This window comes from Solibacillus sp. FSL W7-1324 (assembly GCF_038008025.1).
Taxonomy (GTDB): Bacteria; Bacillota; Bacilli; order Bacillales_A; family Planococcaceae; genus Solibacillus.
This window is the reverse complement of sequence record NZ_JBBOYH010000001.1, coordinates 3,009,094-3,035,658: the sequence shown is the minus strand read 5'-3', so window position 1 is coordinate 3,035,658 and position 26,565 is coordinate 3,009,094. Positions and strand designations below refer to the sequence as shown.

Sequence of the window (26,565 nt, the reverse complement as noted above, 5' to 3'; positions counted from 1 at the left end):
TTTATCTACCTTTAAACTGAGGGGTTCTTTTTTCCGCAAAGGCATTCAGTGCCTCAATGCGGTCTTCAGTAGGGATTGTCAGTTCATAGGCTTTTCGTTCAATTTGAAGACCTGTTTGAATATCTGTTTTCATTCCTTGTTTAACAGCAAATTTAGCTTGCTGGATCGCAATCGGTGCATTGCGTAAAATAAGTGCGGCAAACTCGGCCGTCACTTCGTGTAAGCTTTCCACCGGTGCCACTTTCGTCACAACACCATAGTCCAATGCTTCATGGGCAGTCATCCGTTTTGCTGTCAAAATAAGCTCCAATGCTTTTGCTTCTCCGATTAAACGCGGCAGTCGCTGTGTTCCGCCAGCACCAGGAATGATGCCTAAGCCCGTTTCTGTTAAGCCGAGTGAAACCGTTTCAGCCGCAATACGGAAATCGCAGGCAAGTGCAAGCTCAAGCCCGCCACCAAAGGCATAGCCGTTTAATACACAAATCGTCGGTTGCGGCAATTGCTCAATGAGCGTGAATACTTCTCCGAACCGGTTTAAGTTGCGTTTCACTAGTGTATCCGGCAATGTTTTTCGTTCTTTTAAGTCTGCACCAACTGAAAAGGCTTTATCACCAGAACCTGTTATAATGACAAGGCGAATATCAGGGTGGATTTGGATGGATTCCATTACATTTCTTAGTTGTTCCAGCATTTCAAAATTAAAAGCGTTTAACATATCGGGGCGATCAAGTGTTACATATGCAATGAAGTCTTTTTGCTCGTATTTTACAGTATTCACATTTACTGCCTCCTTGATTTTTGTTAATCTAATTTTATAGTACATTGGAAGATTGTAAAATAACAGCAAATTCCATAATAAATAGAGAGAAAATATATAAGTATTGGGGAAATTACTAAATGGAAGTTTTTGTTGGGCGACAACCTATATTTAACAAACATGAAGAAATCGTAGCGTATGAGTTGTTGTATCGAAATAATTACACCAACCAGTTTCCAAATATTGATGCCGATACAGCAACTGTTGAGCTGTTAATCAATTCATTTCTTTCGATCGGCATTAGAGAAGTAGCCAATGGAAAGCCATCCTTCATTAATTTTACGGAAAACCTGATTATGCAAGAATCCGTTGATTTTATTGAGCATGGACAAATTGTCATTGAAATATTGGAAGATATTCCGATTACAGTGGCATTGATCGAACGGCTTAAACAATTAAAACATGCGGGAAATAAAATTGCGCTTGATGATTTTGTTATTAATGAAGAAGTTTTAATTTATGATGATCTTTTTCAGTATGTTGATTATATAAAAATCGATTTTTTACTTACAGATGAGAATGAGAGAAAAACAATCGAAAATAAGATTAAATCGAAATTTCCTCATATTAAACTATTAGCAGAAAAGGTAGAAACACGTGAGCAGTACGAAATCGCGAAAGAATCCGGTTATTTTTTATTCCAGGGCTATTTCTTTGAAAAACCGCAAATACTTACGGCCAGAGACATACCGGCGAACCTGTTTCAATATTTCCAGATCATCTCGTTGCTGCGGGATGATGAGGCTAATATTGATGTATTGGCGGACAATATCGAGCGGGAGATTTCGTTATCCTACCGGTTGCTCAAATTAATCAATGGGTCGTCAAGGCGTCCGAGAACGAAAGTCCGCTCGATTAAGCAGGCTATTTTATTATTAGGGTTAACGGAATTGCGGCGGTGGATTTATTTACTGGCGATGCGTGAATCCGATGTAAATCGAAATAGCGATGTATTTCAGGAATTAATGTATGCATCGTTGTTCAGAGCAAAGGCATCTGAAAAAGTCGCCCGTCTGAATTACAAAAAGAACTTTTCTGAGTATTTTTTAGTCGGTCTGTTTTCGTTGATTGATTCCCTTTTAAAGCGGCCGATGAATGCCATCGTGACACAATTGCCGCTATCGGAAACGATTTTGGAAACAATCTCCGGTGAACAGACGGAGATGACGCCGTATTTACAGTTTGCTACAGCTTTAAGTAAATTGGACTGGGATAAAGTCATCCCTCTAGCCCGCCAACTAAATATACCGGTTGAAGGGCTTTTGCCGATGTATGAAGAAGTGAAAGTTTGGGTTGATGAGGCATTAATAATCGAATAAAAGCTGGAGAGAAGGCGTCCTATTATGGGGCGCTTTTCCTTTAGTTAGATGAAGTTCTCATTTAATGTAGGATTTGTTATAATTCAATGGAATTTACAAAAGAAGCGAGGATTTGTATGACTTATAGCGCACAGAGTTCTGTGAAAAACAGTGTAATGGAATATGTATTTGTCATTGTCGGCGCAGCGGTTATTGCGCTCGGCTTTAATGTGTTTTTATTTCCAAACCAGGTCGCATCCGGCGGAGTAAGCGGGATTAGTACAATTCTCCATGGAATGTTCGGGTGGAATGCCGGGATTGTTCAGTACGCGTTTAATATTCCCTTATTTATAGCAGGTGTGCTTGTGCTGGGGAAAAAATTCGGGATAAAGTCCTTTATTGGTACGGTTGCTCTTCCTTTCTTCGTTATCTTAACGGAGAGCTGGGATCCTTGGACGCTGAACCCGTTATTGGGGGCTCTCTTTGGCGGTATTGTAGTTGGTTTAGGAATAGGTCTTGTATTTAAAGGGAATGCTTCAACGGGCGGTACGGATTTGCTTGCTCAAATTATTACGAAATATACAGGCTTAACATTAGGGACAAGCGTGCTGGTCATCGATGGTCTGATCGCGGTTAGTGCAGCCATTGTGTTTGATCTTGAAAAAGGGCTGTTTGCGTTAATTGGCTTATTTGTTACGACAAAGACAATTGACATTGTGCAGTTAGGTTTCAGCCAATCGAAAATGGTTTACATTATTACGCAGAAGGAAACGGATGTACGTGATGCGATTTATAAAGAGATCAATCGTGGGATTACGAGGCTTCCGGCATTTGGCGGTTATACGGGTGAGGAACGTCCTGTACTCATGGTCGTTGTATATCAAACAGAGTTCACAAGGTTGAAACAAGTGCTGAAAACCGTTGATCCTCAAGCGTTTGTCATTGTTTCCGATGCCTATGAAGTACTGGGCGAAGGTTTCAAAAAAGTATAAGTTTGTTATAATCGGTAGTGGAATAGAAGTTCATTGTTGGAGGGGTTCAGAATGAAAAAGAGTTTACTTACATTAGTTTTTGGATCAGCCATTTTCCTTGCTGCGTGCGGTGGAGATGATTCGGCATCAAACGGCGGCGAAACAGCTGAAATCGACGGGAAAAGTGTTGTTCAGCAATCATGTGCAACATGCCATGGCGGCCAATTACAAGGCGGGAATGCGCCAGCGTTGAATCAATTAGGGGCAAAATATTCGGAAGAAGAGATTTTGGATATTATTTTAAATGGTAAAGACCGTATGCCTCCTGGTATTGTAAAAGGCGAAAAAGCGGAAGCAGCTGCAGAGTATTTATCAACATTAAAGTAAGTTATACATAAAAAAGATGGAGCTTTATTCGCTTCATCTTTTTTTCCCTTTTGAGCGAATGATCCCGTGATATGATTGATAATTTAAAAAACTAAGCACGTTATATATTGGAATCGGGTTAGACATGATAAAATACAGTGGAGATGCTAGAAGATAGGAGCGTACCAAATTTATGATTCAAGTAATTGCGAAAGATGTTATGGAAAAGTTTAATTTGGAGCTAGTCAGTGGAGAAGCCGGGGTTGGACGATACATAACGACGAGTGATATATCCCGTCCAGGTTTGGAAATGGCGGGTTATTTTACACATTATCCAGCTGACCGTGTTCAGCTGTTAGGTAAAACAGAGCTCTCGTTTTTTGAAATGTTGCCTGTAGAGGAAAAAAGAAGCCGGATGAAGCAGCTTTGTTCGGATGAAACACCGGCAATTATTATTTCGCGCGGTTTGGACGTGCCTCAGGAACTGATCGATGCATCGAATGAAAATCATGTCCCGGTACTTGTTACGAAGCTTACGACAACGAGATTTTCGAGCAGACTGACAAACTTTTTGGAGAGTAAGCTTGCTCCGACAACGGCCATTCATGGGGTTCTTGTCGATGTATATGGTATTGGTGTTCTGATTATCGGAAAAAGTGGTGTCGGAAAAAGTGAGACGGCACTTGAGCTTGTAAAAAAAGGACATCGGTTAGTGGCAGATGATAGTGTGGAAATTCGTCAGGAAGGCGAAAACATGCTTGTTGGCTTCCCGCCGCCATTATTGGAGCACCTGCTGGAAATTCGCGGTATTGGCATCATCGATATTATGACACTGTTCGGTGCGAGCGCAATACGTCCCTACAAGCGTATTACATTAATAATAGAGCTTGAAACATGGGATCCGGAAAAGTTTTATGATCGTCTAGGACTAGATGAGGAAAAAATGAAAATTATTGATTCAGAAGTGACAAAGCTGACAATTCCAGTACAGCCAGGACGAAACGTATCGGTAATTATTGAAGTAGCTGCGATGAACTACCGACTGAAGAAGATGGGTGTCAATGCTGCGGAGGAATTTTCACGTCGTCTGGACGATATGCTTGTTCCGAATGATGAAATAGACGATTATTAAGAGGTAGTTGAAGGGAGAAGTTTATGGTTACAAATTTATTAGCAATTAACCCGGTGGCATTCCATTTAGGACCAATACCGGTGAACTGGTACGGAGTCATTATCGGCTTCGGAATTGTCGTTGCCTACTTTCTGGCACAGAAAGAGTCGGTTCGCCGTGGGTTAGATCCGGAATTTTTCGCCGACCTGCTCATTTGGGCAATACCGATTTCAATTTTATCAGCCCGTGTGTATTACGTTGTGATGAAGTGGGACTACTATAGCCAGCATCCGGGCAGTATCATTCAAATTTGGAATGGCGGTATTGCAATTCACGGTGCTTTAATCGGGGCGTTTATTACAGCATACATATTTACGAAAAAGCGCAAAGTGAGCTTCTTAAAACTGGCCGATATTGCAGCACCGAGTATTCTCGTTGGTCAAATTATTGGACGATGGGGCAACTTCGTAAACCAGGAAGCTTATGGCGGCCCTGTTACACGTGAGTTTTTGGAAGGTCTGTTTTTACCGAACTGGCTGATCGAACAAATGTATATTCGTGAATACGGAAACTATGTACACCCGACATTCCTGTATGAATCATTATGGAACGTAGTCGGCTTAGTCATCTTGCTGTTTGCCCGCAAGTTAAACTGGCGACGCGGGGAAATGTTTTTCTTCTATTTAATCTGGTATTCAATCGGACGTTTCTTCATCGAAGGCTTGCGTACAGATAGCTTATACTTAGTAGGCGATTTACGCTCAGCCCAAGTCGTTTCAATCATCGGTATTACAGTCGGCATCATTGCCATCGTTTATCGCCGCATGAAAGTAAAACCGGTTATCCACTATTTAGATGACGAAAAACCTGTTGCGACTAAAAATAATAGTAAAAATAAGAAGAGTAAGAAGAAATAATTTTAGTAAGATGTTAAGTAAGTAAACGAAATAAATAAAAAAGTTGGTTGATTGGAATGGAGGGGAGTCGAGTGTAGCTGACGGCAAACGCCTTTCGCTACAAACTGCGTTTCCTGCGGGAATAGCGTGAAGCCTGAGACTAGGAACAAAAGCTAAGAACGCCACGTCCTGTGGCAACGCTTTTGTGACCAACATCCTGTTGGCCTCACGCCCGCGGAAAGCGTACTCCTCGGAATGGAAATCAACCTCCTATTATGTAGGGAAATAAATAGTTAACACCGTTTGCATTAGTGCGAGCGGTTTTTTAAAAGGGAGCATTCTTCGGTATGAAAACAAAGGCATTGCTGTTTGATTTTGACGGCACATTATTAAATACAAATGATTTAATCATCCAGACGTTCATGTATATTTTTGACGAAAAATTTCCCGGGCAATATTCGACAGAAGACTGTCTGAGATTCATCGGTCCGTCATTAAAACAGACGTTTGACGAATTAACACCGGGCGAAACCGAAGTAATGATCGGGAAATACAAAGAGTGGAACGCACTGAACCATGACCGTTTAGTAACAAGCTATGATGCAGTAGTCGAAACATTGGAAGAGCTCCACAATTTAGGCATCAAACTGGCGATCGTTTCAACAAAAGCAAGAGAAAGCCTTGCCCGCGGTTTAAAAGTACTTTGTGCGGAACAATTTTTCGATGTCATTGTCGGTTTTGATGATGTGGAACATGTGAAGCCCCATCCGGAACCGGTTCTATTAGCACTCGAAAAGCTGGGTGTCCGTAAAGAAGAAGCGATCATGATTGGCGACAATTCGCATGATATTGAAGGCGGGAAAAATGCAGGGGTCCGAACAGCGGGTGTTGCGTGGTCTGCTAAAGGAGTCGACTATTTAATGTCGTATGAACCGACTTATATGCTTCATCATATGCGTGATTTATTGGATATTGTGAAAGGGGAGTAGGCATGCGCAGAACAGAACGCTACAAAGTTCAAGGTGCGAATTCATTATGGAAAGTTTATAATACGGTTTCTTTTTGGAAAGTGATGAAATGCTTTATCGTTATCCAAATCGGACGGGTTACCCCGGTAATGGCCTGGAAAAACTGGCTGTACCGCTCATTTTTAAAAATGAAAATCGGCAAACAGGCATCTCTGGCATTGATGGTCATGCCGGATTCCATGTTTCCGGAGCGTATTTCAGTCGGAGATAATTCAATCATCGGCTTTAATACGACAATTTTAGCGCATGAGTATTTAATTGAAGAATACCGTCTTGGTGATGTCGAAATTGGCAGCAATGTTATGGTTGGCGCAAACTCGACGATTTTACCGGGTGTGAAGATAGGTGACGGGGCAATCGTTTCTGCGGCGACACTGGTGCATAAAGACGTACCGGCCGGCGCAATGGCAGGCGGCAACCCGATGCGCATTATTTTCACGGCGGAACAAATGGCGGAACGAAAAAAGAATGATACGCCGGTTTGGCAAAATTAAATGTAGCATACCCATCTCCAATTAACGCGGTGATGGGTATTTTTTCATGTCTTTTCCGTCACATAACTGAATTTGGCAAAAGTTGATGTATAATATGAAAATATATCAGAAAATTAAATCAACTAAATATTTGTGTGAATTCATTGACTACGGTAAAAAGTAGCAGTAAAATACTTTCATACACTAGTGATTTAACACTCTAGTATACTAAAGTGTAGTATACAGAATTTAACCAAGTATAAAAATTAGGATGTGTGAAAATGTCATCGATTAAAATGTTTGAGAAGCCACTTGGAATGCGTGATACATTACCGGAAATTTATGAAAAGCTCGAATTAATCCGCTCGACAGGACGAGCAATGCTACGTGAGCGCGGCTATGAATTTATAAAAACACCATCTGTTGAATATTACGATACGGTCGGGAAAGCATCTGCAATTTCCGATGCCCGACTTTTTAAATTGGTTGATAGCCAAGGGAATACCCTTGTACTGCGACCTGATATGACAACACCGATTGCCCGTGTTGCAACATCAAAACTACTGAAAGAGAAAATTCCGCAACGCCTAGCGTATTTTGCCAATGTGTTCCGTGCACAGCAGCGTGAAGGTGGGCGCCCCGCTGAATTCGATCAAATGGGAATTGAACTGATTGGTGACAATTCCGTATATGCCGATGCAGAAGTGATCATGACGGCAATCGATTTAGTGAAGGCTTATCAAATTACAGATTTCAAAGTAACGATCGGACATGCAGGCGTATTGAGCTGCATTTTGAAGGACTATACTGAAAGTGATGCACAGGCAGATGATTTAAATGATCTCCTTGTACAACGAAATTTTGTCGGATTTGAAGAAGCGGTACTGGCATTTGATTTGCCGAAAACAAAATCCGATGCACTGTTAGCCTATATTGCGGATGCAATCAGCTTGCCTTCAATTGAAGCAATCGAAAAATATGTGCGCAAAAATGATGCGCTTGAATATATGCGAAACTTGGCAAGAATATTGGATGCCGCCGGTTATGAGGAATACATCGCATTTGATTTCACCTTATCAAGCCATATGAGTTATTACACAGGGATGTTATTTGAAGTGTTTGCTTCAGGCAGCGGGTTCCCGTTAGGAAATGGCGGACGTTATGACGGCTTGATGCAGCATTTTGGTTCGCAGGCCGGTGCAACAGGTTTTGGTTTACGTGTTGACCGTGTATTTGAAGCAATGCCGAAAATCAACGTCGACAAAGATGAAGTGCTTGTATTGTTCACAGCTGAGCGTTTTTCAGAGGCATTACAGGCAGTTCAGCAACTGCGTGAACAAGGAAAGCAAGTAACTTTCCAATCCTATGAAGGCATCGAAAATATCGACGCATTAAAAGCTCACTTTAAAATCGTTAATGAATACAATAGCAGGGAGGCATAATCAAATGACACAGCTAACAATTGCGATGCCAAAAGGCCGTATTTTTGAAGAAGCTTATGAAATGTTGCTGGAGGCTGGCTTTAACCTTCCTGAAGAAGTGGAAATGTCGCGTAAACTTATGATCGAAATACCGGAGGAAAACATCAGCTTCATTTTGGCGAAACCGATGGACGTACCGGTTTATGTCGAGCATGGGGTTGCAGATATCGGAATTGCGGGTAAAGATGTATTACTTGAGCAGCGCCGAACAGTCCATGAGCTGCTGGATTTGAAAATCAGTGAATGCTATATCGCTTCAGCAGGTTTGCCGAATACAACGATTAATGAAATAGCGCCGCGTATTGCGACGAAGTATCCGAATATTGCGATGAAGTATTACAAAGGAATCGGCGAGCAGGTAGAGATTATTGAGCTGAACGGATCGATTGAGCTGGCACCGATGATTGGCCTGGCTGATCGCATTGTCGATATCGTTTCAACGGGTCGTACATTGAAGGAAAACGGCTTAGTGGAATATGAGCATATTGCCGAAGTTTCATCGCGTTTAATTGCGAATCCTGTAAGCTATCGCATGAAGAGTGACCGCATTCAAGATTTAGTGACACGCTTGAAAAAATGTGTGAAATAAGAGGGGCCAACGAGATGAAAATAACAATTTTGGATAACGATATTTCTTTAAAACGCCAACTCGAGCAAGGCAATGAACAACAGCTGCATACAGTACGTGAAGTCATTCAGGATGTACGTACTAAAGGTGATGAGGCGATTAAATATTACAGTGAAAAGTGGGACGGTTTTGCACCGGAAAACTTACGCGTAGCCGAAAGTGAAATCGTTGAAGCGGTTAAAAATTTTGATTCGCAATTATACGGTGATTTACAGGAAGCAGCAGATAATATTTACCGCTATCATAAGGAACAAAAACGTACGGGATTCAAGTTGCCATTAGAAGACGGGTCGTATTTAGGGCAACGAATTACACCGCTTGATGCAGTTGGATTGTATGTACCTGGTGGATCGGCAGCCTATCCTTCTTCTGTATTGATGAATGTCATCCCGGCGCAAGTTGCGGGAGTAAAACGCATCGTCATTACATCACCAGCAGGAAATGACGGGAAATTGCCGGAAGCGGTACTCGTTGCAGCACATATTTTAGGTGTGACGGAAATTTACAAAGTAGGCGGTGCACAGGCGATTGCTGCATTAGCATACGGTACGGAAACGATTGCCCCGGTTGATAAAATTACAGGTCCGGGCAATATATTCGTCGCATTAGCGAAGCGTGAAGTATTTGGTGAAGTGGCAATTGATATGATTGCCGGTCCATCTGAAATTTGTATTTTAGCAGATGAAAGTGCTTATGCCGATGAAATTGCTGCTGACCTGCTTTCACAGGCAGAGCATGACACTTTAGCATGTGCGGTTCTGATCACAACTAGCGATGACTTGGCGGATGCGGTTGCAGATCAGGTCGAGATTCAATTATCAAAACTGCCGAGACAGTCGATTGCACGAAAATCGATTGAAAATTTCGGTCATATATATGTAGCGGAATCTATGAAAGATGCGGTACGTGCTGTGAATTCATTGGCACCTGAACACCTGGAAGTGATTACGGAAGATGCCGAAAAGGTTTCGGAAATGATTACACATGCCGGTGCAATTTTTATCGGCCGCTATAGCTCGGAGCCGGTAGGGGATTACTTTGCGGGCACGAACCACGTATTACCGACGAACTCAACAGCGCGTTTTGCTAGTGGCTTAAATGTCGATGATTTTATTAAGCGCACAAGCGTTGTTTATTACAGCGAGAAAACTTGGCAACAAAATGCGCCGAAGATTGCACGCCTTGCTCGACTTGAAGGGTTGGAAGGACATGCAAGAGCGGTAGAATCGCGCGGCTGGGATAAAGGAGAAGAATAATGACACGTTTTGCAAAAATCGATCGCGATACAAATGAAACAAAAATTAAAGTAGAGCTCAATTTAGACGGTACAGGTCAAGCCGACATTAAAACAGGTGTTGGCTTTATGGACCATATGCTCGATCTCTTTATTAAGCACGGACTGTTTGACGGTAAAATACTGGCGGACGGGGATACTTGGATTGATGATCACCATACGACAGAAGATATCGGAATTGTGTTAGGACAAGCATTCCGTGAAGCGTTGGGCGATAAAAAAGGAATCAAACGTTACGGCACGGCATTTGTACCGATGGACGATGCGTTAGCACAAGTTGTCGTTGACTGCTCAAACCGTCCGCATTTGGAATACCGCGTTACACCGGAGCTTAATGCAAAGGTAGGCAACTTTGATACAGAGCTTGTTCATGAGTTTTTATGGAAGTTTGCACTGGAAGCACGCATTAACCTGCATGTCATCGTTCCTTACGGCCATAATACACACCATATTATTGAAGCGATTTTTAAAGCAACGGCACGTGCATTGGATGCAGCGGTAGAAATCGATCCACGTGTAAAAGGTGTGCCATCAACAAAGGGGCTGTTAACGTGAAGATAGGTGTAATTGATTATGGAATGGGCAATCTGTTTAGTGTCGAACAGGCACTAAAACGATTGGATGTACAAGTCATTGTTTCAAGCGAGATTGAACAGTTGGAAGCAGCAGATGCTTATGTGCTGCCGGGTGTAGGCGCATTTCCGGATGCGATGAAGCGCTTGGAAGAAACAGGGCTCATCAATTTCATCCAAACAACGAAAAAGCCGTTGCTTGGCATTTGCCTTGGCATGCAGCTAATGTTTGAAGAAAGCGATGAAGTGGCGCAAACGAAAGGTCTTGGCATTTTCAAAGGACGTATTCAGCGCTTTACGAATGTTACACGTATTCCGCATATGGGCTGGAACGAGCTGAAGTTAAACCAAACACCAGCATGGTTAAATAATGAAGACTTGCCGCAGGAACGTCATGTCTACTTTGTTCACTCGTACTATGCGAGCGGCATCGATGACATGGAGCTGATCGCCTCAGCTGACTATGAACAGGTTCAAGTACCGGGCATCGTGGCAAAAGATAATTTTACAGGTATGCAGTTCCATCCAGAAAAGTCGGGGCCGTTCGGTGTGTATTTATTGACGGCTTGGACACAGGGAGTGAAAGAGGGCGTATGTTAACAAAACGAATTATTCCATGTCTTGATGTAAAAGAAGGACGTGTTGTAAAAGGGGTACAGTTTGTAGAATTGCGTGATGCAGGCGATCCTGTAGAGTTAGCTAAGTTTTATGATGAGCAAGGCGCCGATGAGCTTGTATTTCTTGATATTTCCGCTTCGCATGAAGGCCGGGAAACGATGGTCGATGTTGTCCGTCAAACAGCAGCATCATTGGCGATTCCGTTTACAGTAGGCGGCGGCATCCGAACGATTGAGGATATGAAGCGTATTTTACGTGCAGGTGCCGATAAAGTATCGGTCAACACTTCAGCACTGGAACGCCCGCAGCTTATTAAAGAAGGCGCGGATTACTTCGGGGCACAATGTATTGTATGTGCAATTGATGCGAGGTACAGTGAAGAAGACGGAACATGGATGGTCTACACACATGGCGGCCGCAATAAAACAGCATGGACAGCAGTCGAATGGGCGAAAGAAGCGGTACGATTAGGGGCCGGAGAAATCCTCCTTACATCGATGAATCAAGACGGCGAGAAATCTGGCTTTGACCTGGCATTAACAAAAGCGGTACGTGATGCGATAACGGTTCCTGTCATCGCGAGCGGCGGGGCAGGCAATGCCGAACATTTCCGTGAAGTACTGCAGGATGTTGATACAGATGCGGCACTCGCAGCGAGTATTTTCCACTATAAAGAAACGAGCGTAGCAGAAGTGAAAAGCTACTTAAAAGAAAAAGGGGTTCGAGTACGATGAACGTAAAATTTGATGAACAAGGCTTAATTACAGCCGTAGTACAAGATGCACAGTCAAAAGAAGTATTAACAGTAGCTTATATGAACGAAGAATCACTGCAAAAAACGATTGAGACGAATGAAACTTGGTTTTATTCACGTTCTCGCCAGGAGCTTTGGCATAAAGGGGCAACGAGCGGCAACACGCAAAAAGTAGTTTCAATCAAAACAGACTGTGACAAGGATGCACTTGTCATCGAAGTCATCCCAGCTGGTCCGGCTTGTCATAACGGAACAACTTCATGCTTTACTGAAAGCTTGGTAGAAAATGAACGTCCAGGGTCTGTTGCCATTCTTCCGCAGCTTGTCGAAGTGATTAAACAACGTGAAATCGATATGCCTGAAGGGGCGTACACAACGTATTTATTCGATAAAGGGATCGATAAAATCTGTAAAAAAGTCGGCGAAGAGGCGACAGAAGTTGTTATCGGTGCGAAAAACCGCGACGCAGAAGAAGTGAAATGGGAATCAGCCGATCTTCTTTATCACTTATTAGTCCTTCTTCAAGAGCAAAAGGTTAATGTTTATGAAGTACTCGATGTACTGCAAAAACGTCATGAAGGAAAGAAACAATAACTATCCGAAAATTAACACCGCTTTGTCAGACGTGTTTTTAGTACATATGTGCCGGATATGCTATAATAGTAAGAATTGATTAAGGGACCACACCTGTGCGTTCCTTATTTCTTTGTTTACAAACAAATGACCTGCGTATTTGATGATATAGAATGTATTGAACGGAATGACTCGGAGGAATTTTATTGGAAAATAAACGTTTAAAATCAAAAGCTACTAATGTCGTGTCGTTTGTTCCGAATGGTGATTATTATTATAAGAAAGCTTTGAAGGCAATTGAACGAGACGAAATGGATAAAGCATATAAATATATTAAACGCGCGGCGGATTTAAGTCCGGATGACGCGCACGTGTTACTGCAGTACGGAATTCTGGAAATGGAACTGCAAAATTTTGAGCATGCATATGAGTTGATTCACACAGCCTATAGTTTAGAGCCGAATGAATCCGAAATCATTTTCATGCTGGCGGAAGTGTCGGGCTGTATCGGTCATATTGCGGATGCCCAAAAATACGCAGCACAATATTTAGAAATGGAACCGAATGGCGCCTATACGGAAGATGCCTCCGAAATATTGGAGTTTGTCGACTATGTGGGCGAAGAAATGGATGACATGGATGAATTTGATGGGGCGAAGCATGTGGCACAGGAAAAGGCCCGCCGCTATATGGAGCAGGGAGATTTTAAAACGGCAATCGAAATGCTGGAGCAACTTATTGAAGAGTATCCAGACCTTTGGAATGCGTATAATAATCTGGCGTTGGCTTATTTTTATGTCGGAGAAGCGGAACAGGCACGTGCACTTTTATATCGAGTGCTGCGTGAAAACAAAGGCAATCTTCATGCACTTTGCAACTTGGCCGTGTTTGCTTATTACGAAAAGAGCAGTGAAGAGCTGAACGAAATGGTCGGATTACTAAAGAAAATCCAACCGTTCGATTGGGAAAACCGTTACAAGCTCGGTGCGACATTTGCGTTAATCGGGCAATATGAAGAGGCCTACAAATGGCTGCGTTCAATGAGTAAAAAGGGGTATGATGGAGAGCCTGGCTTTTATTTCTGGCTTGCCCAGTCTGCCTACTTCTCAGGACACGAAGCCACTGCAAATGAAGCATGGAAAACGCTTATTCAGCTGGATCCTTCAAAAGAAGGAATGGAACCGTGGGCAAATGGTGAAGGTTCGATTTTACGCAATTCAGCGGAAAATCACCGGGATTTCATCATTCGTCAGCTAACAGATGAGCATCAGTCCAGCCGGTTATTCGGCATGTTTTTATTGAAGCGGTCTGCCCATAAACAAGAAATTGTGGCACATCCTTCACTTTTAAATGTCTCGAATTTCACAGCGATTGAAAAGCTTTGCCTGGCATATGCACTGGACTATGATTTCAGCAAAGGCAGCAAGGAAGAACAGCAATTCCTGCGCTTTATGGAAGTTGCCGAACTGATCACAGAAACGAATGATTCGATTTCATTGGAAGTGGCGCAAGTGTTAAGTACATGGTTTGCGCTTGGGGAAATTGCATTCGAACAAGGCTATGCATTCAAAAATCGCGCGGCGCTTGCTGCTGCTGTTGAATATTCTTTCCATACGGCATTGGAAAACAAAGTGACGAAAAAAGCAGTTGCGGGCAAATATAATATTTCGACTGCCACATTATCGAAGTACAATGATGAGTTATATGAATTTGTACCATCGGACTTTGAATAGGCAGTAAATTTGTATTTACCCAAGCAATCTTATACGATAAAACTATATAAAAGGTATACGTAAGAGGAGGATCTTCATGTCAGAAGAAAAAATTTATGATGTAGTCATTATCGGAGCAGGTCCAGCAGGTATGACTGCTGCGGTATATGCATCACGCGCTAACTTATCAACATTAATGATTGAACGTGGGATTCCCGGCGGACAAATGGCAAATACAGAAGCAGTGGAAAACTACCCTGGTTTCGATACTATTTTAGGGCCTGAGCTATCGACGAAAATGTTTGAGCACGCAAAAAAATTCGGTGCTGAATATGCTTACGGTGATGTAAATGAAATCATCGATGGTGATGAATACAAAATTATCGTTTCAGGTAAAAAACAATATAAAACACGCACGATTATCATTACAACAGGTGCAGAGTACAAAAAACTGGGCATTCCTGGCGAAACAGAGCTTGGCGGCCGCGGTGTAAGTTACTGTGCTGTATGTGATGGCGCATTCTTCAAACAAAAAAACCTGATCGTAATCGGTGGAGGCGACTCTGCTGTTGAAGAAGGTGTTTACTTAACACGCTTTGCGGATAAAGTAACAATCGTACACCGTCGCGATAAGCTTCGTGCACAAAAGATTTTACAAGATCGTGCATTTGCCAACGAAAAAGTAGACTTCATCTGGAATTCAACTGTGAAAGAAATTCATGAAGTTGACGGTAAAGTAGGCAAAGTGACGTTAGCTTCAACAGTTGACGGTACAGAGTCAGAAATGGAAACAGATGGCGTATTCGTATATGTCGGCATGCTTCCATTAACAGCACCATTTGCTTCACTGAATATTTTAAATGAAGCAGGCTATATTGTAACAAATGAAAAAATGGAAACTGCAATTCCTGGTATTTATGCTGCGGGTGATGTTCGTGAAAAAATGCTGCGTCAAATTGTAACAGCTACAGGTGACGGCAGTATTGCAGCTCAATCTGCTCAACATTACGTAGAAGAAATCAAAGAAAAAATAAATCAATAATTCTTTAACATAAATGTAATCATATCGTTACAAAATAAGGGTATACTAAAAGTGGAATTTGTTTTAACCCCCTTATATTTTTATCCTAAGGTTGTTTCAAGCGGTTTACGCTGAAGCAACCTCTTTTTTTATGGCTTTCCTGCATAAATGCTGGCATTATAAATGAAACGCTTGCTTTTACTGAATGCATAGGACAAGGTATAATAGAAATAAGCTTTAGAAAAACACAATTCGCTTCACGTATAGCGAAATTGTGTCTTTACTTATGTGGAATTCGTGAAATATTATATATTCACTTATCCATTAAATGAAAAAGTTGAGGTGTTGTGTATGCAACGTATTACAAATTTACTCGCTATTAAAGATGGTCAAGTATTATTGCTGCAAAAGCCGAGAAGAGGCTGGTTTGTGGCACCAGGTGGAAAAATGGAGCCAGGAGAGTCCATCTATGACTCGGCTATACGCGAATTTCAGGAAGAGACGAATTTAACACCAAAAGACGTTCATTTAAAAGGCGTATACACAATGGTTATCAAAAATGGTGATACGGTCGTCGATGAGTGGATGCTGTACACATTTATTGCAACAGATGTTGAAGGAACACCATTTGTCGAAACACGGGAAGGCATTTTAAACTGGTATGAAATTGATCGTTTAAAGGATCTTCCGATGGCAGCAGGTGACCGTACGAATTTATTATTTGCAGCGTTAAATAAAGGTACGCAATATGGTACATTTGAATATACAGAGGATTTTGAGCTGATTAGCGAAAAAATCCAAAACTCGACGGAACAAAACTAGAGGAGATGAAATAAGTGGCAAGTTCGAGCTATACACATGAGTTAGTAATTATTACAGGAATGTCAGGGGCGGGCAAAACGGTAGCCGTTCAAAGTTTTGAGGATTTAGGTTATTACTGTGTAGATAATTTACCTCCGGAGCTTTTAACTACTTTTTTAACGCTAATGAAGGGTTCCGAAAAAAAGATTTCACGTATGGCAGTTGTGATGGATTTACGTGGGAGAGAATTTTTTGGCTCATTGATCGAATCGCTCGACGCACTACTGGATGAAGAAGATATTTTACTCCGTATTTTATTTTTGGAATCCGATGATGCCACATTAGTTCGCCGCTATAAAGAATCACGCCGATCACATCCGCTTGCACCTCAGGGATTACCGCTGGAAGGGATTCAGCTGGAGCGCGAATTGCTCTCTGAAGTAAAAGGGCGCGCCAAATCAATCGTCAATACTTCCAAGTTAAAGCCACGTGAATTACGTGAACGTATCGCCCAGGAGTTCAGCAATATGAGCAGTCCTACGTTTTCACTAAACATTATGTCATTTGGATTTAAGCATGGGCTGCCGATTGATGCTGATTTAGTATTCGATGTTCGTTTTTTAAAAAATCCTTACTATGTTGAAGAGCTAAGACATAAAACAGGGCTACAAACAGAAGTTTCCTCTTACGTATTGGCAACGGAAGAAACACAACAGTTAATTGCCAAACTGACTGACCTGTTCACTTTCATGATTCCCCATTACCGTAATGAAGGCAAATCACAGCTTGTCATCGCTTTCGGCTGTACGGGCGGTCAACATCGCTCCGTTACACTTGCTGAATACTTCGGGAAGCTATTGGCAAAAAATGATCAAGTCATCGTTACACATAGAGATATTAATCATAGGAAGGATTAATGAAATGAAAAAAAAGAGAACAAGAATCGTCGTAATTGGCGGGGGGACAGGCCTTTCTACAATTTTACGCGGTTTGAAGCAGCATCCTTTTGATATAACGGCTATCGTTACGGTTGCTGATGACGGTGGCTCTTCTGGCCGTTTGCGGGATGACTATGATATCCCGCCGCCAGGAGATGTGCGAAATGTAATTGCCGCACTTTCTGACGTAGAGCCGTTAGTCGAGCAAATGTTTCAATACCGCTTTTCCCAATCAAACGATTTAGGCGGTCATTCGCTCGGGAACTTAATGTTGACGGCTTTGACGGAAATTACAGGTGATTTTAACCATGCGATTGCTGAAATGAGCAAAGTACTGAACGTGCACGGAAAGGTCATTCCAGCAGCGAATAAAAAGGTTACGTTACATGCCGAATTGGCGGATGGGTCAGATGTGATAGGCGAGTCGAAAATTCCTTCAGGCCAGGCACCGATTAAACGGGTATACTTGGAGCCGAGTAATCTCAAACCTTTACCTGCTGCAGTTCATGCGATTGAACGGGCAGATTTTATTTTGATTGGACCTGGCAGCCTTTATACGAGCATCATTCCGAATCTATTAGTGAAAGGAATCGGGCAGGCAGTTGTTCGTGCAAAGGGTGAAAAGATTTACATTGCGAATTTAATGACACAGCAAGGTGAAACGAGAAACTTTACTGCGTCAAAACATATTGAAGCAATCCATGAACATGTTGGCGAAGCGTTTATCCAATCGGTACTAATCAATGAAAAGGAGCTGCCTCCTTCGATTTACGAAAATTACCGTGAAGAAAATGCCGAACCTGTAAAGTTTGATATAGAAAGATTGCAAGAAATGGGCATCACTATTATTCCAAAAGAGATCGCCCTTATTGAAAATGGAACAGTACGTCATGATGCGGTAAATCTAGCGGAATGGCTTTGTGAATATACATTACAGAAAAAACAAACAACGCAAGAATAGTAGTATGAAAGAAACACTACATAGGTTGCTGGGAAAGGGGGAGCGAATCCATGTCATTTGCATCTGAAACAAAGAAAGAACTGACGCAGGTAGAAGCGGGTGATAGCAGTTTAAAGGCAGAAGTATCTGCCCTGATACGGATGAACGGTTCGTTAAGTTTTGCGAATCGCCAAATAAGCTTGGACGTACAAACAGAAAATGCGGCAATCGCACGTCGGCTTTATACAATTGTAAAGAAGCTTTATCCATATAATGTCGAGTTGCTTGTGCGGAAAAAGATGCGTCTTAAAAAGAATAATGTGTATATATGCCGTGTTCGGGAAGGCGCACGTGAAATTCTTGCGGATTTAGAAATTGTCTCAAATTCATTTGAGTTTAATCATACGATCGCGAAATCTATCATACCGAAAGAGAATGAACGCCGTGCTTATTTACGTGGTGCCTTTTTGGCAGGAGGCTCGGTGAACAATCCGGAAACCTCTTCCTACCATTTGGAGATTTATTCTTTATATAAGGAGCACGGGGAAGCGTTGGCTGAGCTGATGAACCGGTACGACTTAAATGCGAAGACAATCGAACGTAAAAAAGGTTTTGTCACGTATTTAAAAGAAGCCGAAAAAATTTCGGATTTTATGAATTTAGTCGGTGCTGTACAGGCAATGCTAAAGTTTGAGGATGTGCGGATCATTAGAGATATGCGTAACAGTGTAAACCGTATCGTAAACTGTGAAACAGCCAACTTAAACAAAACAATAGGCGCGGCGTTGAGGCAAGTGGAAAATATCCGCTATATTGATAATGCGGTAGGTCTTGATCAGCTGCCGGAAAAACTGCGTGAAATTGCACGCCTTCGTGTGGAATATCAGGACGTGACGTTAAAAGAGCTCGGTGAAATGGTTTCAACTGGCGTTGTCAGTAAATCAGGCGTCAATCATCGTCTGCGCAAAATCGATGAAATCGCGGATGCGCTCCGTCGTGGAGAAAGTATTTAAACTCACAAAAACGGAGCAAGTACATCAAAGCGTAAAAGAAAAAATTGGTAACGATTTCATAAAAGATGTTTCCAATTGTTGTTCTTTTCGGACAATTTCGTTAAGATAAACTTAAAGCGATGAACGGTTGTGAAAGGGAGAATTTCAACATGATTGAAAAACAAGTAGAAGTAAAGTTAAAATCGGGCTTACAAGCAAGACAGGCCGCTTTGTTCGTTCAAGAGGCGAATCGTTATAAAGCAGACGTCTTTTTACAAAAGGATACGAAAAAAGTAAATGCAAAGTCGATCATGGGCATTATGAGCCTGGCTGTTGCTAAAGGCACAGTTGTTACATTATGGGCAGACGGCCATGACGAAGAAAAAGCAATCGACGCACTACAACTTCTAATTGAAAAAGCGGATTAAAGCAAAAGGATAAAGCGCCCGTTCAACTCTTCTAACCATTGGAGGGCCCGATGCAAAAGTAAACGTTCCACCACTTTTGCATGAGGGACCGAAATGGTGCAAGGAGTTGGCGTTTTACTCTGGACGTGGACAATCCTATTTATTAAAGCAATAAATAAAATGCGATAATGAATTTTATTTGCAAGACAAAAGCACAGCTGTTCAGTACATGAACGGCTGTGCTTATTTTTTTGAACACAAAAAAGCATACAAGACGAATCTTGTATGCTTGAATGAATCGATTATTTTAATTGGTTACGCTCATAAATTTTATCGATTAGACCGTACTCTAATGCTTGCTCTGCAGACATGAAGTTGTCACGATCTGTGTCGCGTGCTAACGTTTCGTAATCTTGGCCACTGTTTTCAGCCATGATGCGGTTTAATTTTTCACGTAAGTGTAAAATACGTTTCGCAGCGATTTCGATTTCTGTTGCTTGACCTTGTGCTCCGCCAAGTGGTTGGTGAATCATTACTTCAGCGTTTGGTAATGCAACACGCTTGCCTTTTGCACCAGCAGAAAGCAGGAATGCACCCATTGAAGCAGCCATACCGATACAGATTGTTGAAACATCAGGTTTGATGAAGTTCATCGTATCGTAGATCGCCATACCAGAAGTGATCGAGCCACCTGGTGAGTTGATGTACAGGTAGATATCTTTATCTGGATCTTCAGCTTCTAAAAATAATAGCTGTGCTACGATAGAGTTTGCAACATTATCGTCAATCCCACTACCTAATAAAATGATGCGGTCTTTAAGTAAACGTGAATAGATGTCATATGCACGTTCGCCGCGGTTTGTTTGTTCAATAACTGTAGGAATTAAGTTCATTGAAAAATCCTCCCTTTGTTAAAGCTTATATTCGATTACTATTGCTGAAATTGACAAATATTTCAGCTGTAAACCTATCATACACGTATTAGTCAGTTATGGTCAAATATAAACTCTGATTTTTACAGTTGAAAATAAGGGGTTCCATCTGTATAATGAAAAAAGTTGCTCATATACTTATTTATATGTCCTCGTGGTGTAATGGATAACACTTCAGATTCCGGTTCTGAGGCTGGGGGTTCGATTCCCTCCGAGGGCGCTTTCTTTTTTAAAGATTATTGATCAGCATGAAGTAAAAATAATCTTTCTCTTCCATTTTTCTACAGTTTATTTTTGACGCTACACTATAAGTTTCCGAAACCGAACTAATTTAAACGCTCTTCACTTAAAAAAACAAAATTTCTTTATAAAAAAATACATTTCCTACTTGAATTATATGTAGAAAATTAGTACATTATTAAATGTTGTGTTTTTACAAAACTAGTTAGATAGACCATACTATCATGTCCTTTAGGGGGCACCATTTTACTGTTTTAATATACGTTTCAATATCAATTGTAAAAAAACATCTGAGGTTTTTTTGCAATAGAGAATGAAGTTTTAGTAGGATAGAAGGAATCACTGTACCGGTTCTTTTTATCCTTCATTCGTTCTCTAACTAAATAATAATTTCAAGACTGTATGAGAGGAGCTCCTCTTGTGCGGTCTTTTTTTGTTTTAGTAAAAATTCTTTATAGAATTAACATATATTATAAAAAACAGGGAATATATGTAATGGAAAGTGAGGCATTTTAGAAGGGGGATACAATAATGGAATAGTAAATGAGTGAATAAATATTAAATTATATGCAAATAAACCGTCAATTTTGTTATATTAATTCATCATACTGCAATAATAATCAATTTTTTAAAAATTAAATGTTGTATATTAATTGTGGAATTAATATAATTGAACATGTTATTAAAAAAACTATTACATCCAGGAGGATATTCATAATGAGTACTAGAAAACTATTTAAATGGGCAGCACCTTTAGCAGCAGCTTCGATGATTTTAACAGCGTGTGGAGCAGACGAATCTTCATCAACAGGTGATAAAGAATATAAGAAAATTGTTGCAGGTACGGAAGCTACATATGCACCATTCGAATACTTAGATGATAAAGGCAATGTTGTTGGATTAGATTCAGAGATTTTAGCAGCGATCGGCGAAGAGATGGGCATCGAGACAAAAGTGAAAAATGTAGGCTGGGACTCAATGATGAGCCAAGTAACAAATGGTGAAGTGGATATGGGTGCAGCAGCGATTACAATTACAGATGAGCGTAAACAAACTTATGACTTTACAGATCCTTATTATGAAGCGACGTTATTGATCGTGACAAAAGAAGGTTCGACAGTGGCATCGTTAGAAGATATTAAAGACAAAAAAATCGCGGTGCAAATCAATACGACAGGTCATATCGCAGCTCAGGAACTTCAAGGTGTTGCAAGCTCGAAGATTTTAGCTTATGAAAACTTCTCTGTTGCTTTAACAGAAGTACTGACAGGTGCAGCAGATGCCGCAATCGGTGATAATGCAGTAATTTTAGATTACCTTGAAAACAATCCTGATTCAGGCTTAAAAGCAGTGGAAGATAATTCATTCGAAAAAGATTACTTCGGCTTTATGGTGAAAAAGGGCAACAAAGAGCTATTGGACATTTTAAATGAAGGTCTTCAAAAAATTAAAGACAATGGCAAGCTAGCTGAAATTACAGGTACAGAAATCGAATAAGCTACATTTTAATTTATTGGAGGGTTTCAGATGGATTTTTTTGATTTTTTCCGTTGGGATATAATCTGGAACTACCGTGAACTATATGCAAAAGGACTTTGGGCGACTATTGTTTTAACAGCATGTGGTTATATTGGTGGGATCATATTCGGTCTAGTTTTAGGATTAGGCCAAGTTTCAACAAAAAAGTGGATTTACTGGCCGGCTAAAATCTATGTCGACGTATTCCGTGGTACGCCAATGCTCGTACAATTATTATTAATTCACTTAGCGGTTATTCCGACTATTTTCGGAACATCACAAGGTTGGTGGGTATCGGGTATTGTCGGACTGATTTTAAACAGTGCTGCATATAATGCAGAAATTTTCCGTGCAGGGATCCAGTCGATCGACAAAGGGCAAATGGAAGCTGCAAGGTCTTTAGGATTAACGCAAAGCCAGGCGATGCGCAAAGTTATTTTACCGCAGGCGTTCCGTCGAATGATTCCGCCTTTAGGAAATGAATTTATCGCACTGTTAAAAGATTCTTCACTTGTAACGGTAATCGCCGGAGCCGAAATTTTATACGTAAGTAAAGTAGTAGCCGGAACGTATCAGCGTTTCTGGGAGCCGTATTTATTCGCGGCGTTCCTATACCTTGTATTGACGTATGCTGTAACGAAGCTCATTGCATTTATCGAAAGACGAGTGGATATCAATTACAACCCACGTAAGAAAAAGGAGCGCGCGTAAATGATTAAAGTAGAAAACTTACACAAGCATTTTGGCAAGCTCGAAGTGTTAAAAGGGATCGATTATGAAGTACATGAAAAAGAGGTAGTTTGTGTCATCGGGCCATCTGGTTCCGGGAAATCAACGTTTCTTCGCTGCATGAATTTGCTGGAAGAAGTAACGGATGGGGCAATCTATATAGAAGGTACTAAAATAAATGATCCGAAAACAAATATTAACGAGATCCGTACAGAAGTAGGAATGGTGTTCCAGCAGTTCAACCTATTCCCGCATATGTCGGTCATCGATAATATTACGATGGCGCCAATGCAAATTCGCCAGCTGAACAAGGCGGATGCCGAAAAACTGGCACTGGAGCTATTGGACAAGGTCGGTTTGCGTGAAAAGGCATATAACTATCCGCAGCAGTTATCAGGCGGTCAGCAGCAGCGTGTAGCGATTGCCCGTGCGCTGGCGATGAAGCCGAAAGTGATGCTGTTTGACGAGCCAACGTCAGCCCTTGACCCGGAAATGGTGAAAGAGGTTCTGGAAGTAATGAAGAATCTTGCAAAAGAAGGGATGACAATGGTTGTCGTAACGCATGAAATGGGCTTCGCACGTGAAGTCGGTGACCGTGTACTGTTCATGGATGGCGGCTATATCGTAGAGCAAGGGCATCCGGATGAAGTATTCGGCAACCCGCAAAACGAACGTACAAAAGCCTTTTTAGGAAAAGTTCTATAAAAGCAGTGGGGACTATCTTCTATTATGATGAATAGTAGAGGGTAGTTTTTTTATTTAGTAGAGAGCACAGATGGTTGGAATGCTGGGGAGGCGACTCCTTGGTGGATTTTTATAACGTAAACTATCAGAAGATTTAGAATTCCGTATTGTGTGGCTCTACTAAAAAATGTATAATCTTAACAAAAATAGAGGGGGTTTTATAATGTTCAAGACGAAGAAATTTTTAATAACAATGCTGCTAATGACATTAACGATCATTTTAGCCGCATGCGGAACATCAGACGATGAAACATCAGGAAGTGCAACAGCCGGAGAAGGTGGCGGTAAAAAGCTGCTAGTCGGAACAGAAGCAACATTTGCCCCATTTGAATCAATGAATGACAAAGGTGAGATTGTCGGAATCGATGTGGATATTATGAACGCAATCGGTGAAGAAATCGGTTCGGAAGTCGAGTTCCGAAATGTCGGTTGGGAGCCGGTATTCCAACAAATTACGAACGGTGAACTGGACTTAGGTGCTTCAGGCATCACAATTACAGAAGAGCGTAAAGAAACGTATGACTTCACAGATCCATATTATGAAGCGTCATTGATGATCGTTGTAAAAGAAGATTCACCAATCGAAACATTGGATGAGTTAAAAGATCAAAAAATCTCGGTTCAAATTAATACAACCGGCCATATTGCCGCACAAAATCTGCAAGGAAAATCAAGCTCAAAAATTTTAGCTTATGAAAACCAGCCAGTGGCATTCCAGGAAGTAATCAATGGTGCAACAGCAGCAGCGATCGGCGATAATGCCGTTGTAATCGAATACTTAAAGAACAATCCGAATTCAGGACTAAAAGCGATCGAATCGGATCAGTTCGAAAAAGAATATTATGGCTTCATGGTGAAAAAAGGGAACAAAGAATTATTAGACCGCTTAAATGAAGGCTTAGCAAAAATTAAAGAAAACGGTAAGTTAGAGGAAATTACAGGTCAGAAGATTGATTAATTAATTGAAAACACAGGCATGAAACCTTTTGAAAAGGAATTCATGCCTGTGTTTTAGTTTATATTAGAAAGTTCTTTAACCGAATTGCTCTAGAAAATAAATTTGCGTCCCTCCCCATTTTCGTTGAGGGGTTTTTGTATTGATTTAAACATTGCTGGAAAATTGCGTCACAATATCGTTTATCATATCCACTTGCATAGCAAGCATCATGGTTCAGACAGCAATTATCTACTTCATTCATTGGTGCACCAGGTCCAGTGCATCCCGGACCGCAGTAGCGGTAACCAGGAAAGCAGAACCCCATTGCAGGACGTCTCATCATCCCACCTCCTTCTAGTAGGTTCCATATATAGTATGTTCACCTAATAAGAAGAGGAGGGCAATCCTATTAATTTCATCATAAAACCATTACTTTACACTAGCAGACTTTACGGGTGACACCGAAGATTCAGCTACTTTCAATACCGCATTCAGAAGGACATCCGCACCTTTTGAACATTCTTCGTAGGAAGTATATTCATCTTCGCGGTGACTGTAGCCTTTCGCACTTGGAACGAAAATCATCGTAGAAGGAATGTACCCGGCGATAAATTGAGCATCGTGGCCGGCACCGCTGAACATATGATGGCGTGAATACCCGAGTTCATCTGTGCTTGCTGCTACAGCATGGACAACTTCCGGTGCGAAATACACCGTATCCCGGCTCCATAGTTTTTCGTAGCTCAGCTCGCAGTTTTCGATTTCTTTTGGCAGGTCAAAAATAATTTGCTCCACTTGCTGAATGACTGCCGGGTCCTGATGGCGGGATTCCAACGAGAAGGTTACGTTGCTCGGGATGACTGTATGAATGTTTGGGTAGGCATTGATGCGTCCGATTGTATAAACAAGATCTTCAGGAAGCTGTTTTAATTTATTTTGCAGGATCGAAATGATTTGCATCGCGGCAAACATACTGTCTTTACGCATGGAAATAGGGGTAGTGCCCGCATGGTTTGATTCGCCGGTTAACGTAATGTCATAGCATACCATGCCAAGTACGCCTTCCACGACACCAATCTCTTTTTTATAATGTTCCAGCACGGGACCTTGTTCAATATGAAGCTCCAAATAGGCATGGGCCTCTGTCAGACGATTTGCAGCGTCGCCTTCATAGCCGCTTTCTTTCAGGGCTTGTTCAAATGTTACCCCTTTAGGGTCAGTTGAAGCGAGCATCTTTTCCTTTTCGAATTTTCCTGAAAGAACACCTGAAGCCATTAGTGAAGGTTCAAAACGTGCACCTTCTTCATTTGTGAAGTTTACAATCGTGATAGGATGATCCAGTTCGAGTTTTTCATCGATAATCGTTTGGACGGCTTCCAGTGCAGTTAAAACACCTAGCACGCCATCGAAGCGTCCGCCTTTAATCACTGAATCCAAATGTGAGCCGATGACAATCGGTAAATTATCGGAGTTGGAAGGAAGTGTTGCATACATTGTGCCCATATCATCGACCGTTACGGTCATACCGAGCTGTTCGCAAATTTCCTTGAATTTGTTACGCGCGAGAATATCTTCGGGAGATAGGCTTAAACGTGTGACACCGTTATTTTCTGTAGCCCCAAATTGGCTGAATAAATCAATCATGTTTTGAAGTCGTTCGCGATTTGTTTTTAACATAAATGTCCCCCTTAAATTCAATAATATATAAACATTAGCACTAGCATATAACAAATTAATATATACTTAATGTAAAATGTTACAATAATTGTATGGA

29 protein-coding genes and 1 tRNA gene are annotated in these 26,565 nt (G+C 41.4%); 26 read left to right on the top strand and 4 right to left on the bottom strand.

Annotated features, from left to right (window positions below):
• Position 1: 1 nt before the first annotated feature.
• Complete coding sequence (locus MKY71_RS15165) at positions 2–778, bottom strand: enoyl-CoA hydratase-related protein (RefSeq protein WP_340733187.1); 777 nt, start codon at positions 776–778, stop codon at positions 2–4.
• Positions 779–897: 119 nt separating this feature from the next.
• Between MKY71_RS15165 and MKY71_RS15160 the strand changes: the two genes are divergently transcribed.
• From MKY71_RS15160 to MKY71_RS15060, 21 genes are all read left to right on the top strand, one after another.
• Positions 898–2,136 (top strand): EAL and HDOD domain-containing protein, encoded by a 1,239-nt coding sequence (locus MKY71_RS15160; RefSeq protein ID WP_340733186.1) that lies wholly within the window; start codon positions 898–900, stop codon positions 2,134–2,136.
• A 116-nt stretch (positions 2,137–2,252) separates the two neighbouring features.
• Positions 2,253–3,107, top strand: a complete 855-nt coding sequence (locus tag MKY71_RS15155; RefSeq protein WP_340733185.1) for a YitT family protein — start codon at positions 2,253–2,255, stop codon at positions 3,105–3,107.
• Between the two features lie 51 nt (positions 3,108–3,158).
• Positions 3,159–3,473 (top strand): cytochrome c551, encoded by a 315-nt coding sequence (cccB, locus tag MKY71_RS15150; protein ID WP_339173443.1) that lies wholly within the window; start codon positions 3,159–3,161, stop codon positions 3,471–3,473.
• A gap of 172 nt (positions 3,474–3,645) precedes the next feature.
• Positions 3,646–4,584: an HPr(Ser) kinase/phosphatase gene (hprK, locus tag MKY71_RS15145; protein WP_339173441.1), complete on the top strand. Its 939-nt coding sequence runs from the start codon at positions 3,646–3,648 to the stop codon at positions 4,582–4,584.
• A 23-nt stretch (positions 4,585–4,607) separates the two neighbouring features.
• Positions 4,608–5,480 carry a prolipoprotein diacylglyceryl transferase gene (gene lgt / locus MKY71_RS15140; protein WP_340733184.1) on the top strand — a complete coding sequence of 291 codons (873 nt, stop codon included), beginning with the start codon at positions 4,608–4,610 and terminating at the stop codon, positions 5,478–5,480.
• A 326-nt stretch (positions 5,481–5,806) separates the two neighbouring features.
• Positions 5,807–6,448, top strand: coding sequence for a pyrophosphatase PpaX (gene ppaX / locus MKY71_RS15135; protein ID WP_339173436.1), 642 nt, complete (start codon positions 5,807–5,809; stop codon positions 6,446–6,448).
• Positions 6,449–6,450: 2 nt separating this feature from the next.
• Positions 6,451–6,981 carry an acyltransferase gene (locus MKY71_RS15130; protein WP_339173435.1) on the top strand — a complete coding sequence of 177 codons (531 nt, stop codon included), beginning with the start codon at positions 6,451–6,453 and terminating at the stop codon, positions 6,979–6,981.
• A gap of 260 nt (positions 6,982–7,241) precedes the next feature.
• Complete coding sequence (locus tag MKY71_RS15125; RefSeq protein WP_340733183.1) at positions 7,242–8,402, top strand: ATP phosphoribosyltransferase regulatory subunit; 1,161 nt, start codon at positions 7,242–7,244, stop codon at positions 8,400–8,402.
• A gap of 4 nt (positions 8,403–8,406) precedes the next feature.
• Entirely contained in the window at positions 8,407–9,030 is a 624-nt protein-coding gene (gene hisG, locus MKY71_RS15120; RefSeq protein WP_008406420.1) for an ATP phosphoribosyltransferase, read from the top strand.
• A gap of 14 nt (positions 9,031–9,044) precedes the next feature.
• Positions 9,045–10,325, top strand: a complete 1,281-nt coding sequence (gene hisD / locus MKY71_RS15115; protein WP_340733182.1) for a histidinol dehydrogenase — start codon at positions 9,045–9,047, stop codon at positions 10,323–10,325.
• Complete coding sequence (gene hisB / locus MKY71_RS15110; RefSeq protein WP_339173426.1) at positions 10,325–10,918, top strand: imidazoleglycerol-phosphate dehydratase HisB; 594 nt, start codon at positions 10,325–10,327, stop codon at positions 10,916–10,918. Before hisD ends, hisB begins: the two co-directional genes overlap by 1 nt.
• The gene (hisH, locus tag MKY71_RS15105; protein ID WP_339173424.1) at positions 10,915–11,535 is read left to right on the top strand and encodes an imidazole glycerol phosphate synthase subunit HisH; all 621 of its coding nucleotides are present in this window, start codon (positions 10,915–10,917) and stop codon (positions 11,533–11,535) included. Before hisB ends, hisH begins: the two co-directional genes overlap by 4 nt.
• On the top strand, positions 11,529–12,287 hold the full coding sequence (gene hisF / locus MKY71_RS15100) for an imidazole glycerol phosphate synthase subunit HisF (protein WP_340733181.1): 759 nt from the start codon (positions 11,529–11,531) through the stop codon (positions 12,285–12,287). The genes hisH and hisF overlap by 7 nt, the downstream gene beginning before the upstream one ends.
• Positions 12,284–12,901 carry a bifunctional phosphoribosyl-AMP cyclohydrolase/phosphoribosyl-ATP diphosphatase HisIE gene (gene hisIE / locus MKY71_RS15095; protein WP_339173420.1) on the top strand — a complete coding sequence of 206 codons (618 nt, stop codon included), beginning with the start codon at positions 12,284–12,286 and terminating at the stop codon, positions 12,899–12,901. Before hisF ends, hisIE begins: the two co-directional genes overlap by 4 nt.
• Before the next feature lie 185 nt (positions 12,902–13,086).
• Positions 13,087–14,613 (top strand): tetratricopeptide repeat protein, encoded by a 1,527-nt coding sequence (locus MKY71_RS15090; RefSeq protein WP_339196018.1) that lies wholly within the window; start codon positions 13,087–13,089, stop codon positions 14,611–14,613.
• A gap of 76 nt (positions 14,614–14,689) precedes the next feature.
• Positions 14,690–15,634 (top strand): thioredoxin-disulfide reductase, encoded by a 945-nt coding sequence (trxB, locus tag MKY71_RS15085; RefSeq protein ID WP_339173416.1) that lies wholly within the window; start codon positions 14,690–14,692, stop codon positions 15,632–15,634.
• A 330-nt stretch (positions 15,635–15,964) separates the two neighbouring features.
• Positions 15,965–16,435, top strand: coding sequence for an 8-oxo-dGTP diphosphatase (locus MKY71_RS15080; protein WP_079524437.1), 471 nt, complete (start codon positions 15,965–15,967; stop codon positions 16,433–16,435).
• A gap of 14 nt (positions 16,436–16,449) precedes the next feature.
• Complete coding sequence (gene rapZ, locus MKY71_RS15075; RefSeq protein WP_339173413.1) at positions 16,450–17,331, top strand: RNase adapter RapZ; 882 nt, start codon at positions 16,450–16,452, stop codon at positions 17,329–17,331.
• Between the two features lie 4 nt (positions 17,332–17,335).
• Positions 17,336–18,313 (top strand): gluconeogenesis factor YvcK family protein, encoded by a 978-nt coding sequence (locus tag MKY71_RS15070; RefSeq protein WP_339173411.1) that lies wholly within the window; start codon positions 17,336–17,338, stop codon positions 18,311–18,313.
• Between the two features lie 50 nt (positions 18,314–18,363).
• Positions 18,364–19,305, top strand: a complete 942-nt coding sequence (whiA, locus tag MKY71_RS15065; RefSeq protein ID WP_339173409.1) for a DNA-binding protein WhiA — start codon at positions 18,364–18,366, stop codon at positions 19,303–19,305.
• 149 nt (positions 19,306–19,454) lie between these two features.
• Positions 19,455–19,712, top strand: a complete 258-nt coding sequence (locus tag MKY71_RS15060; protein WP_339173406.1) for an HPr family phosphocarrier protein — start codon at positions 19,455–19,457, stop codon at positions 19,710–19,712.
• A gap of 281 nt (positions 19,713–19,993) precedes the next feature.
• On the opposite strand, the gene clpP is transcribed toward MKY71_RS15060, so the two are convergent.
• Positions 19,994–20,584: an ATP-dependent Clp endopeptidase proteolytic subunit ClpP gene (gene clpP / locus MKY71_RS15055; RefSeq protein WP_339173403.1), complete on the bottom strand. Its 591-nt coding sequence runs from the start codon at positions 20,582–20,584 to the stop codon at positions 19,994–19,996.
• 187 nt (positions 20,585–20,771) lie between these two features.
• Here clpP and MKY71_RS15050 point away from each other — a divergent pair.
• The 5 genes from MKY71_RS15050 (at position 20,772) to MKY71_RS15030 (ending at position 24,812) form a co-directional block, all read left to right on the top strand.
• Positions 20,772–20,843: transfer RNA gene (locus MKY71_RS15050), tRNA-Arg, on the top strand.
• A 737-nt stretch (positions 20,844–21,580) separates the two neighbouring features.
• Entirely contained in the window at positions 21,581–22,360 is a 780-nt protein-coding gene (locus tag MKY71_RS15045; RefSeq protein ID WP_340733180.1) for a basic amino acid ABC transporter substrate-binding protein, read from the top strand.
• A 30-nt stretch (positions 22,361–22,390) separates the two neighbouring features.
• Complete coding sequence (locus tag MKY71_RS15040) at positions 22,391–23,092, top strand: amino acid ABC transporter permease (RefSeq protein WP_014822776.1); 702 nt, start codon at positions 22,391–22,393, stop codon at positions 23,090–23,092.
• Entirely contained in the window at positions 23,093–23,815 is a 723-nt protein-coding gene (locus MKY71_RS15035; protein ID WP_079524429.1) for an amino acid ABC transporter ATP-binding protein, read from the top strand. It abuts the gene before it with no gap.
• 202 nt (positions 23,816–24,017) lie between these two features.
• Entirely contained in the window at positions 24,018–24,812 is a 795-nt protein-coding gene (locus MKY71_RS15030; protein ID WP_339173399.1) for a basic amino acid ABC transporter substrate-binding protein, read from the top strand.
• Positions 24,813–24,870: 58 nt separating this feature from the next.
• Here the strand turns inward: MKY71_RS15030 and MKY71_RS15025 are convergent, their stop codons facing one another.
• Complete coding sequence (locus MKY71_RS15025; RefSeq protein WP_340733177.1) at positions 24,871–25,131, bottom strand: Parvovirus coat protein VP1-like protein; 261 nt, start codon at positions 25,129–25,131, stop codon at positions 24,871–24,873.
• 89 nt (positions 25,132–25,220) lie between these two features.
• Entirely contained in the window at positions 25,221–26,468 is a 1,248-nt protein-coding gene (locus MKY71_RS15020) for a Zn-dependent hydrolase (protein ID WP_340733176.1), read from the bottom strand.
• Positions 26,469–26,565 lie beyond the last annotated feature (97 nt).

Coding starts and splice junctions, on each gene's coding strand:
- MKY71_RS15160 (WP_340733186.1), top strand. CDS start 898: ATGGAAGTTTTTGTTGGGCGACAACCTATATTTAACAAACATGAAGAA.
- MKY71_RS15155 (WP_340733185.1), top strand. CDS start 2,253: ATGACTTATAGCGCACAGAGTTCTGTGAAAAACAGTGTAATGGAATAT.
- cccB (WP_339173443.1), top strand. CDS start 3,159: ATGAAAAAGAGTTTACTTACATTAGTTTTTGGATCAGCCATTTTCCTT.
- hprK (WP_339173441.1), top strand. CDS start 3,646: ATGATTCAAGTAATTGCGAAAGATGTTATGGAAAAGTTTAATTTGGAG.
- lgt (WP_340733184.1), top strand. CDS start 4,608: ATGGTTACAAATTTATTAGCAATTAACCCGGTGGCATTCCATTTAGGA.
- ppaX (WP_339173436.1), top strand. CDS start 5,807: ATGAAAACAAAGGCATTGCTGTTTGATTTTGACGGCACATTATTAAAT.
- MKY71_RS15130 (WP_339173435.1), top strand. CDS start 6,451: ATGCGCAGAACAGAACGCTACAAAGTTCAAGGTGCGAATTCATTATGG.
- MKY71_RS15125 (WP_340733183.1), top strand. CDS start 7,242: ATGTCATCGATTAAAATGTTTGAGAAGCCACTTGGAATGCGTGATACA.
- hisG (WP_008406420.1), top strand. CDS start 8,407: ATGACACAGCTAACAATTGCGATGCCAAAAGGCCGTATTTTTGAAGAA.
- hisD (WP_340733182.1), top strand. CDS start 9,045: ATGAAAATAACAATTTTGGATAACGATATTTCTTTAAAACGCCAACTC.
- hisB (WP_339173426.1), top strand. CDS start 10,325: ATGACACGTTTTGCAAAAATCGATCGCGATACAAATGAAACAAAAATT.
- hisF (WP_340733181.1), top strand. CDS start 11,529: ATGTTAACAAAACGAATTATTCCATGTCTTGATGTAAAAGAAGGACGT.
- hisIE (WP_339173420.1), top strand. CDS start 12,284: ATGAACGTAAAATTTGATGAACAAGGCTTAATTACAGCCGTAGTACAA.
- trxB (WP_339173416.1), top strand. CDS start 14,690: ATGTCAGAAGAAAAAATTTATGATGTAGTCATTATCGGAGCAGGTCCA.
- MKY71_RS15080 (WP_079524437.1), top strand. CDS start 15,965: ATGCAACGTATTACAAATTTACTCGCTATTAAAGATGGTCAAGTATTA.
- MKY71_RS15070 (WP_339173411.1), top strand. CDS start 17,336: ATGAAAAAAAAGAGAACAAGAATCGTCGTAATTGGCGGGGGGACAGGC.
- whiA (WP_339173409.1), top strand. CDS start 18,364: ATGTCATTTGCATCTGAAACAAAGAAAGAACTGACGCAGGTAGAAGCG.
- MKY71_RS15060 (WP_339173406.1), top strand. CDS start 19,455: ATGATTGAAAAACAAGTAGAAGTAAAGTTAAAATCGGGCTTACAAGCA.
- clpP (WP_339173403.1), bottom strand. CDS start 20,584: ATGAACTTAATTCCTACAGTTATTGAACAAACAAACCGCGGCGAACGT.
- MKY71_RS15045 (WP_340733180.1), top strand. CDS start 21,581: ATGAGTACTAGAAAACTATTTAAATGGGCAGCACCTTTAGCAGCAGCT.
- MKY71_RS15040 (WP_014822776.1), top strand. CDS start 22,391: ATGGATTTTTTTGATTTTTTCCGTTGGGATATAATCTGGAACTACCGT.
- MKY71_RS15035 (WP_079524429.1), top strand. CDS start 23,093: ATGATTAAAGTAGAAAACTTACACAAGCATTTTGGCAAGCTCGAAGTG.
- MKY71_RS15030 (WP_339173399.1), top strand. CDS start 24,018: ATGTTCAAGACGAAGAAATTTTTAATAACAATGCTGCTAATGACATTA.
- MKY71_RS15025 (WP_340733177.1), bottom strand. CDS start 25,131: ATGAGACGTCCTGCAATGGGGTTCTGCTTTCCTGGTTACCGCTACTGC.
- MKY71_RS15020 (WP_340733176.1), bottom strand. CDS start 26,468: ATGTTAAAAACAAATCGCGAACGACTTCAAAACATGATTGATTTATTC.